Annotated in this window: 6 protein-coding genes; 3 read left to right on the forward strand and 3 right to left on the reverse strand. The window is 30.4% G+C overall.

Annotated features, from left to right (window positions below; translation table 11 throughout):
* Positions 1–164 precede the first annotated feature (164 nt).
* A complete protein-coding gene (locus tag JE46_RS24640) occupies positions 165–2,330 on the reverse strand; it encodes a TonB-dependent receptor (RefSeq protein ID WP_031456935.1) in 2,166 nt (721 codons plus the stop codon).
* A 1,463-nt stretch (positions 2,331–3,793) separates the two neighbouring features.
* Here JE46_RS24640 and JE46_RS19350 point away from each other — a divergent pair.
* From JE46_RS19350 to JE46_RS19360, 3 genes are read left to right on the forward strand one after another with little or no spacing between them, the layout of a single operon-like run.
* The gene (locus tag JE46_RS19350; RefSeq protein ID WP_157505950.1) at positions 3,794–3,991 is read left to right on the forward strand and encodes a hypothetical protein; all 198 of its coding nucleotides are present in this window, start codon (positions 3,794–3,796) and stop codon (positions 3,989–3,991) included.
* Positions 3,992–4,035: 44 nt separating this feature from the next.
* Complete coding sequence (locus tag JE46_RS19355; RefSeq protein WP_031456937.1) at positions 4,036–5,829, forward strand: T9SS type A sorting domain-containing protein; 1,794 nt, start codon at positions 4,036–4,038, stop codon at positions 5,827–5,829.
* A gap of 32 nt (positions 5,830–5,861) precedes the next feature.
* Positions 5,862–7,367: a hypothetical protein gene (locus tag JE46_RS19360; RefSeq protein ID WP_236010774.1), complete on the forward strand. Its 1,506-nt coding sequence runs from the start codon at positions 5,862–5,864 to the stop codon at positions 7,365–7,367.
* Between the two features lie 607 nt (positions 7,368–7,974).
* On the opposite strand, the gene JE46_RS19365 is transcribed toward JE46_RS19360, so the two are convergent.
* Positions 7,975–8,850: a PorP/SprF family type IX secretion system membrane protein gene (locus JE46_RS19365; RefSeq protein ID WP_031456939.1), complete on the reverse strand. Its 876-nt coding sequence runs from the start codon at positions 8,848–8,850 to the stop codon at positions 7,975–7,977.
* A gap of 87 nt (positions 8,851–8,937) precedes the next feature.
* Positions 8,938–9,624, reverse strand: coding sequence for a T9SS type B sorting domain-containing protein (locus JE46_RS19370; RefSeq protein ID WP_031456940.1), 687 nt, complete (start codon positions 9,622–9,624; stop codon positions 8,938–8,940).
* Positions 9,625–9,715: the final 91 nt, after the last annotated feature.

A 9,715-nucleotide genomic window follows, 5' to 3' on the forward strand; every position in this document is an offset into this window, starting at 1 on the left:
CTCCAATTAGTTTAAACCCGTCCGCTGTATCGCATCTTTTCGATCAATTCAAAATGGGCGGGTATAAACTGTACAATCTGGCTTTTTATATAATAAAGTAAAAGAAATCTTCTTTAAACAAAAAATAATATAGATGATCGGTTTTAATATTACTTAATAATTAACTAAAATCTTGCAGATAATGTTACTCCTATCTGACTTGGCATTGCTGCTACAGATGATCTTCTTAAACTGGTATCACTGCTTCCATAAAACAAATAATGTTCATTTGTTAAATTTTTAGTCCATAAAAATAATCCATAATTGTCATAACTTAATCCAAATCTTGTATTTACGATTTGATAGGTAGGCTGGTAAAGACTGTTTTGAATATCAGTATAATACCCTCCAACATTTCTAAATTCAACCCTAAACAGTAAATTTACATTTTCAGAAGTTTTAATTGAATATTGAGTGGCAGCGTAAAATGTTGTTTTAGGGGCATTAGATAATTTATTGCCTCCTATTGGTGTTATAATCTGTGAACCTGTTATAAAATTTAATCTTTTTAAATCGAAATCTTTGTATTGAGCATCATTGATAGAATAAGCAAAATCTAATTGCAATCCTTTTACAGGAATAATATTAGCCTCTAATTCGATACCTTTTGAATAAGCATCACCTACATTTTCCATGGAATAAGTAGTTGGTGCGACTAAATTAGAGAATTGTAAATCCTGCCAATTGATAATAAATGCAGCAGCGTTAAAATTAACTCTGTTATTCCAAAAACCGGTTTTGTAACCTAATTCGAAATTATCTGAATATTCCGGGTCATAATCTTGACGAACTCCTGCTGGAACAGCCTGTGAACTTATTCCTCCGGCTCTAAAACCTCGTGTAAAAGTTGCATATATATTTGATTTTTTATCAAGACTGAAAATTAAAGAGGTTTTAGGAGAAAAGGCATTGTATTTTACCGATTTTGTAAGGTCAGGATTAATTTGTGTAAATACCCCGCCTACAAAAATAGCATCTCCAAAACCATTAAAAATAGATTCGCGTTCTTCTATATCATAACGAACTCCAGCAATTGCTTTTAGTTTGTCGAAAATTCTATAGCTGATTTCTCCAAAAGCTGCATATCCATTATTGTTTCTTTTATTTCTATAAATTACATAATTGGCTGGAGATAACTCATAGGCTAAATTATTTGTAGGATCGTAGCTAATTTGTTTAAAACCGTATAAACCCACAATATATTGAAATTTATTCTCTTTGTGAGCAGAATTGATTCGAATCTCTTGACTCCAAACATTTTGTGTTGGTAGTTTTTCTCCAATAGCAGTTCTGTAAAATGATTCATAATAACCTGGGAAATCCATATTTCTAAATGAAAAAGAAATTTGCTGGAAAGCAGTAATAGAAGTTATTTCAAAGTTTTGCGTCTGATACTTTCCTGTAAGGGAATAATTAGTCATTTCTCTCTCATGTCTTCCTATTCTGGTCAGATTAATAACTGTTGGAGTTTCTAATGCGATTTTTTCTGTTTTTTGTGCAACCAGATAACCGGAAGCATTTGAAAAATCTCTTTGATGTTTTACATTTGCAGTAAAATTTAGCTTACTATTAACAAGCCATTTTAAAAAAATGTTTCCATAGGTGTTTTCTTCATCGCCAATGGTTTTTCCATTTAAGCTAGTATCGGTTGAAGTCGTCCCTTTGATGTTATTTTTCATAAAGCCATCTCTTTTTTGGAATAGTCCATTTAAGCCAAAAAATAATTTATCCTTGATAATAGGGGATTTAATACCTGCAGAATAACGCTGTAAAGCAAAATTCCCATTTTCAAGTTCTATGAATCCCGTAGTTTTATTGGTAGGCTTTTTTGTAAAAATATTTATAACACCTCCCATAGCATTTCGTCCAAAAAGAGTACTTTGCGGGCCACGTAAAACTTCAATTCTTTCAATGTCAGTAAGCTCTAATCCTCCAGCCATAATATCTAATGAGTTTACATCATCTACATAAATGGATACTGCGGGGTTATAGCTAAATACCTGAATACCTCTAATCGAATTTATAGATTGAAAACCAACACTGGAACCCTGATATAAATAATTAGGAACTCTGCCTGTTAAGTCGGAATAGCTTACCAATCTTGAGTCTAATATTGCTTTGGCAGAAATAGAAGTAACTGCTACAGGGACCTCTATGTTTTTCTGTTCTATTTTGTTTGCAGTAACAATAACCTCCTCAAGCTGATTATTTTTTGTACTGTCTTTTTCAGTTTTGTGTTGTGAGTAAATATATTGGATTGATAGGATTAAGAACAGAATAGTTTTTTTCATTTAGATAATTATAATTGATTTAAAGTCTATTTTATTTGAACTAATTTTTGCAATGATATTGAGGTTAACTGTTTAATGAGTTTTAAGAATATAAGATTTAGAATCTAAGGTCATTTTTGATTGAACATTACGAATGTTTCTATTTTACATTTCTAAATTAGGTTTTATGTAATATACTTTGAATAAAAACATAATTATTTAAATAATTGTAAATCAGTTATTTTTGTTGATTAAAATACGAACTCTTTTAATAAGTTCACGTTTTACATAATTATATACTTAGCAGTTTCGTGACCAAAAGCTGAGAAATTTATTTATTTTAAGTTCAGATTTTTTTTTAAACATATAAGCATTTTTTTCTCTGTTAATATGATCCTTAATAAAGAAAAGTAAAAGTAGCGTATCAATAATTACTAATACCCAAACCGTTATTTCAGAACTCAAGACAAGATCTAAATAAATTTTCCACATAAATTTTGTTTTTCACGATTATTTTAATTTTAGGTATTAGAAAAAAATCTTGATCTGTTGTATTTCAATAGTACCTAATGTTTAATTTCCAAAAAAGGGTTTTGTTATTTTAATCTATACATTTAACCAGGATTTATGTTTTAATTTTAGTAAGTGTTAAATAATAACTCCTTGCATGTGTTAATTAAAAATAAATGACAAGATGAGTGGAGTAAGGTAAAAGTCTTATTCTCTGATAGTGTTAACCTCATTTCTAAAATTACTTTTTTACTTCCAATTTTGTTTTTTCACTCTATAATTTTCCTTAAGCATTTATTTTGTATGTATTGTATTGTTAAAATAAACTGCAATAAAACCGGCGCAAATATAAATAATATTGTCTTTACTATAGAAGGAATTTTAAGAAGAAATTTGTAAAAAAAAAGAAATCATTTTTCTAAGCAGTTCTAAATATTATTAGTTTAAAGTTGCCAAAGTTATGAATTGAAAAGGGAAATAAAGTGTTTAAACCTAATGTTTTAAAATTATTATTGCATTAAGTTAGATAAATTAATGATAATGGATAAAATTTTAATAACTACTATTGGTATTTCAGCGTTTTTTTTTACAGTTAATCGACTAAATGCAGACTTTTTTTTAATTATATAGTGATTTATTTTTGATTTTTAAATAAAAACACCTGATTAACAGTGAATTATTTTTGATTAAACTGTAAAAAACGGTATTGTTGTTTTAAATTTATTAAGAAAAAAGCGTCTATTTAGTTAAAATTAATTTTATTTGAAAAAAAATACCTACAAGGTAATTTATGCTGCATGGATTCATATTTATAATTTACATTTGATAGACAAAGAGTTAGACTTAATGAGTTTTTATTTTAATAAAAATTGATTTATTAATATACTTAATTTTTTATAGAGAATTACTCTTTCATGTTTCTTTAAATGCAGTATTATAATTTGTTAATTATCTTAAATGTAAAAATGAAATCTATGAAAAAAATTTTAACCTCATTAGTTTTTATAACCCATCTGACCTATGGAGTAACACCACCACCACCTGGTTTGACTCCGCAACCACCAGTAAGTATTAATGAAGAAATTTATGTTTTAGTTGTAGCAGGTCTTTTTTTAGGAGTATTCTGGATTCGTAAATCAAGGAAGTCAAACACAATTGCTGAGTGTCTTTAATGTTTATAAAGACAAAAAAATAAATTAGTGTAAATATGATAATTATGAAAAAAGTAATATTAGTATATCTGTTATTCATCAGTTCTAAATCTCTTTCTCAAATTTATTTTGGGAATAATACAGCGATGTATGTAAGAGATCAGGTCTTGTATGTAGGGCAAGATATAAATTTAGCGACAAATTCAAATCTTTATCTGAGAAATAATTCTCAGCTTGTACAGGGTACAACTAATACCTCAGCAAACACAGGGAATGGTAATTTTTCAGTGTATCAGGAAGGAACGTCTGATAATTTTGAATATAATTATTGGTGTTCTCCTGTTGGTGTACCATCTGGGGCTATTGGTAATACCAATTTCGGTATTACATTATTAAACAGACCAACTACTTCAATAGCTGCAGTTCCGGCTATTAGCCTGGGGGCAGGTATATATGATGGAATTGCAAATCCTCTTTCAATAGCATCATCCTGGATTTATAAGCTAACTAACGCAAACAATTACTCACAATGGATAGCTGTAGGAAGTGCAACAACAATTGCTCCGGGAGAGGGGTTTACAATGAAAGGAACAAGCGGAAGTGATTCTACCGATCCTGAAAGCACCGGAGTAACTAATAATCCGGGTACTGGTGCACAAAGGTATGATTTTAGAGGTAAACCGAATGACGGAAATATTACTATAGCAGTAGGACTCAATAGTTCAACTTTAACAGGAAATCCTTATCCATCGGCCTTGCATCTTAATGCATTTCTTTTAGATGCCGTAAATAGTGCCTCTGGTGGGGTAGCGTATTTTTGGGAGCAGGATAAAACAATAAACTCCCATTATGTTGCTGATTACAGAGGAGGGTATGGGACATATTCCCCAGGTACTTTAGGTTCAAACGGTGTTTATGTACCAGCTACTTTTAATTCGTATAATACGGATGGATCATTAAACACAACCGGAACATCTTCAGGACTTGTAATAGAACGTAAATATTCTCCAATTGGACAGGGGTTTGTAATTAATGGAACGGCAAACGGAAGTCTTACATTTAAAAATGCACACAGAGTGTACTATAAAGAAAACAGCGGGCTGTCAAAATTTGAAAAACCTGCTAAAACTTCTAAAAAAATGGGAGTCGATGAAGTGGCTTCAGTCGAGATTTCGCATTTTAAGTTAAATACAATAATTAATAATCAGTTTACCAGACAATTAGCATTAGCGTTTTTACCAGAGGCTACAGACGGAATCGATTTTGGTATTGATGCTTTGAATATGGATGAGAGTCTTCCTAATGATGTCCTTTTTTCTATAGAAAATGGGGCTTACGTTATTCAGGGAACTAATTTTGAGCCTTCTAAAAGAATATCATTAACAGTAAAAGCTACTATTAATTCTACATTTAAATTCTATATTCCTGAGGTTATAAATTTTACTCCATCAGAAACGATCTACTTGTATGATGCCTTTGATTCATCTTATCATGATATAAAAAACGGATCATATCAGGTTACTGTTACACCGGGTGTGTATTCAGATCGTTTTAAAATAACCTTTGCAAGTCAACAACTGGGAACTGTTAAAGAAGATATAACAAATTTTATAATCAGTCAGGATAATACAAATCATAGTTTAAATGCCACAAATAAAAATCTATTAGACATAGAATCATTGATATTATATGATATGCTTGGTAAAGTTATATTATTCAAAAAGGATTTGGGTTCTAACGCTAATTACGCTTTTTCAACCAGTACTTTGAGCCAGGGTGTCTATATTGCAGAATTCTTAACAGCCAACAATGAAAAAATAACACAAAAAGTTTTTATTTCAAATTCAGACCACAAATAAATTAAAACATTAAATAAATTATTTTAGAAATTATGATGATAACAACTACTTTAAAAAATCGTAATACGAAATTTTTCTTGCTATTTTTCTTTCTGTTAACATTTTTAGTAAATGCTCAAATTGGAATTGGAACTGTTACTCCAAATGCAAGTTCTGTATTAGATGTAACTTCTACTACTCAGGGAATGTTAACACCAAGAATGACTACAGCACAAAGAACTGCAATTGCAAGTCCGGCTAATGGGTTAATCGTTTATGATACGGATCTTAATGCTTTTGAATATTATGATTCCAGTGTTCCGGTTTGGAGAAAAATTTATGGAGATGCTCAGGGAAGGCTTAATTACAAGCTAATTAAATCAACCGATGTTTTATCAACTGTTTTAGCTGCAGAATTAACTGCAGGGGGAGGAGCCAAGTATCTTTTGAATTCTAATACATTATATGAAATTAACGGAACAATAAATCTTAATTTTCCGATAGAGTTAAATAATGCTTATATAATGGGACTGGACTCATCTGATGACAAGTTAATTAAAGCAAGCGGAGATTTATTTGTAGGTACAACTGGCGGATCAATAAGAGTTTTGACTCTTACAGCCGCAGGTAAGGTTTTTGATATTACCGGAACAGGATCAATAGCTGCAAATACCCAAACACAAAGTTTAATTCTTAGAGATTGTATTGTTACAGGTTCTGGTAATGTAGGTAAAATTGAAAATATGGCATTTGCGTTTCTAAGTATTGTTCAGTTTCTTGGTAATACAAATGGGATTATCTATAAGGATATAAGCAAAGTATTACTTAGTAATGTAGGTTGGTTTGGAAATAATTTAGGGACTTACGAAACCCTACAAGGGACTTTTGGTTTAGTTGAAAAAGTAGGAGGATTTACCCAAGTAGTTGGAAGCCAAATAGGACTTGATGTATCTGGCAATCCTATTATAAACGGAGATGCAGTAATGGAATCAGTAGTATATACAGGAACACTTACAACAGGTAAGTATGTTAATGGTTACTCAACAGGAAGTTATTCAGGATATAATTTCAACAACAAATGGAGTGTAAGATGTCCGGGAATTCCAACGGAAACTGATGCTAATGCAACAGGTGAGTTTAGTGTTAATTTGACACCAGGTACCGGGGTTGCGGCTACAGTCGATAATTCAGGGACAGCTGCAAAAATAACAGTAACAACGGCCACAACTTCTATTTTTAGATTTTCTGCCAATAATACAGCAAGGCTTACTTATACCGGATTTAAAAAGCGAATAGTACAGTTTGCAGGAAGTCTTTCATTTGTTGCAGATAGTAATGGAAAAACAGGAATATACATATTTTATATTGCTAAAAATGGGGTGATAGTAGGTCAGTCAAAAGTATATGGTTATACAGGTTCAATTTCTGATACAGTAGCTATTCCTTTGTCAGGGTCTATAGACATGAATACGAATGATTATATAGAAGTATTTGTGGATTACTATTCCGGATCAGCAGGTAAAATAAAGGTAACTTCTTTAACTTTAACTGCATTTTAATTTGATTTATAGATTTTGATTTAAATTGATTGAAAATATAATTTGATATAAAGAGAATAGATTATAAGTACAAATTGTGTTTGAAAAATTTTTCATGAATTCAGCCATGGTGTATTTTGAGCCAAGTTGAATTGACTAGGTCTGATATCTCATGTATTCAGGTTTATTTTTATAGCTTATAAAGAATAGTTCTTGCAAAATAGGTATTTTGAGTTTTAGAAAATGACCATTTTAGGTGTTTTATATTTTTTTAATATGCAGTTTAAAAGAAAATGATTTTTATATTGAAGAGTAATTTTTATAAATATATTTTCAGTATCTTCTAAAAGATAAACCTCTGTACTTTTTGCGCAGAGGTTTTTTAATAAATGAAGAACAAATTGAAGAATAATTATTTATGTATATTCTGAATGGATAGAAAAAATATATTATTCATTTTATGAATATGAAGTTGAGTGTAAATGTCTTATTTAGCCAGTCAAAATTTTTGGTTAAAACTATTTTAACACTATAATTAACTAAGAGACTATTTTTAAAACAGCTTCTTCATAAAATAGGTTTTGTTTTATATCAACAAACAAAACGACTCGGTAAATTGAGTATAATGCTAAATGCTAAAAAACAATCCTATCTGTTGTGTACTGCCTACTAAGGATTTAAACTCAGAATTGGAAGAAAACGAATAATTATAAGCAAAATTTATTTTTTTATAATTAACTCCAAAACCCATTGCAACCTGCTTAAAATTGCTGTAGCCTATTTGAAATGATGCTTTTTTAATATAACTTAAATTAAAAGAAGTTAATGCTTCTACTTTTTTATTTTGTGCTTCCTGCATTAAAACAGAAGGTGTTAAATCGAATTTTTCGTTTAGCTTAAACTCGTATTCTGTATAAGCCGTTAGTCCTGTATTTTTTTGCTTTTGTTTTAATAAAGAAGGAAGCGCTAATGCAACTTGCAATTTTTTGTACTTATAAACAAAACCAACTTCCATGTCAAATCCGTCTTTAGAGAAACTGTTTTCTAACAAGTAAGGGTCTTCTAAATCAACGTTATCATTGGGATCAAAACCATTGCTGTAGTGAACAGATTGTTTGTTAAAAGTTATTCCAAGACCAGCAGATAATGACTGAGAATCCGAAATGTCAATTTTGTAAGCAAAGGCTTGCTTTATTTCGAATTGTGTAAAATCACCTTGTTTGACATTGGTAAAAAGAGTTGCCATGGCTACTTTTTTGGCCAATGGCAAATCTAATATCGCTTGTTGCCAGACTAAATTTTGAGCATCATCTATTTTTTTGGATGTAATTCCGTACACTCCTGCTATACGGATTTTTTCAAATTCACCGGCATATCCTACGTTAATAGCCGTTTTATTATCTTTAAATAGCCTATTGCTCAATTGAAACTGAGCATGGGCTAAGGGGGCAAAAAAGATGGTAAAGCTTAATAGATAAAATACTCTTTTTGATATATTTTTCATTTAATTTTTTGTTTTTAGAAATGGACTATTTATTACCTTTTTTCATCACAGGTTTTATAGTACAATTGGTATTTTGTTCAATTGGTTTTAATTTTTTATTAAATGCAAAACCTCTTTATAAACAAACTTGTTTTTGTCCTGATCTCTTCCGTTGATGTAGATGTAGTATTCTCCGCTTAATAAATTATTTCCACTCCAATCATTTTGATAATTGGTTGTTTCATACACTTTTTGTCCTCTAACATCATAGATAGACAAGTTGTACTGATCGAATAATGTTAATTTTTCTATAACCAAAACATCGTTATGTCCGTCTCCGTTTGGAGTAATTAGATTGTTGTACTTTATTTTTTTTGGAATACTGCTATCACTAAAAACAAAAGGGTTTTCGAGCGTTCCAACGATTCCATCGGCTACAAAATTGATGGGTGCTACGGATGAATTAGAAACTATATTATTGGCTTGATTATACACTTTAAAAGTAATAGGAACATCTTGGTCGTTACTATAAACGATTAAGGTAGCAACATAACGATCCTGACTTTTTAAATAGGTTATAGGAGAAGCAACTCCCCGAACATCTGAGCCTATAAAAGCTGCAATTACATCTTGTGTGTTACGGGATTCTTCAGAATTAATATTTAGAACAGAAGTGATTACCATAGAATGATTGTAGTCGCTTGGCTTTACAGTCCAATTTGTCGGTACTTGAGCGTAAAGTCTGGCGATACTCAAAAGCAACACAAAAAAGGTATGCATTATTATTTTTTTCATTTTTTACTGTATTAAATTTCGTGGTTTGAACTTATGCTTATTACATCGAATAATTTCATTGTAAATCGTTGGCAAAAGTTTTAAAAATAAC

The organism is Flavobacterium chungangense LMG 26729, assembly GCF_000735715.2.
GTDB classification, from domain to species: domain Bacteria; phylum Bacteroidota; class Bacteroidia; order Flavobacteriales; family Flavobacteriaceae; genus Flavobacterium; species Flavobacterium chungangense.